The sequence below is a fragment of the Helicobacter jaachi genome (genome assembly GCF_000763135.2).
Taxonomy (GTDB): Bacteria; Campylobacterota; Campylobacteria; order Campylobacterales; family Helicobacteraceae; genus Helicobacter_C; species Helicobacter_C jaachi.
Genome location: NZ_JRPR02000030.1, coordinates 1 through 788 on the forward strand (window position 1 = coordinate 1; position 788 = coordinate 788).

1 protein-coding gene is annotated in these 788 nt (G+C 36.4%); it reads right to left on the reverse strand.

Annotation, left to right across the window (positions count from 1 at the left end):
- Positions 1-788 (reverse strand): PBECR2 nuclease fold domain-containing protein (locus tag LS71_RS09560; RefSeq protein ID WP_275051002.1); only part of this gene is annotated, 788 nt, incomplete at both ends.

The following is a 788-nucleotide window of genomic DNA, read 5'->3' on the forward strand; positions in this document are numbered from 1 at the left end:
TGGTAAAATCCTCCATTGTGTCTATTTTCACATCTTGCATTTTAAATATTTTTTGCTCTCCTGCCTCTTTTTGCAATGTTTTAGATTCTATGGTAGAATTAGTCTTGTCGCTATTGTTGGCGCGGGACGTTGTGTCTGTAAAAGCTCTCTGTGGCGAGTTTGACTCGGGGTTTGGATAGCGATATACTTCTTTAGCATTCTTTAGCTTATTTTCTAAATTATTATTAGCTTTTGGACTTAGAGAAATACTGACAAAATATTCACCCTTATCAGCGCTTATGCTTGTAAAATACTGCTTATCATTTATTTTTTTAGCAAAAATCAATAACCCTTCATCATCGACAAATACAGCTTGCGGATTCTCAAATGTTTCCTTAATATGCGGTATATATTTTTCCCTTTTCCTTGAAACAATTTTAAAAAGACTGCCGATTTTGAACTTTAAGGTTTTTCCTAATAGTTGGGCTATTTCTTGCGGAATTTGCGGAATTATCTCATCATCTATATTTTTAAGATTAAATGTATTTTTCCATAAATCTTGCGTTTGTTTGTCTAAAATATGCTCTTTCCCTTTATTATCTTTAAAAACTATGTCGCCATTTTCTAGCGTTTTATAGCTAGATTCTGCGCTTTCTTGCGCTTCACTCTTTGCCGCACTTTGCGCACTTTTCTCCGCCACCTCTCTCCCCGCGCTAGATTCTAAAGCACTAGATTCTACAGATTCCACGCGCGCGCCTTGCTTTGTCGCACTAGATTCTAAAGCCCTAGATTCCACAGATTCTGTCAAA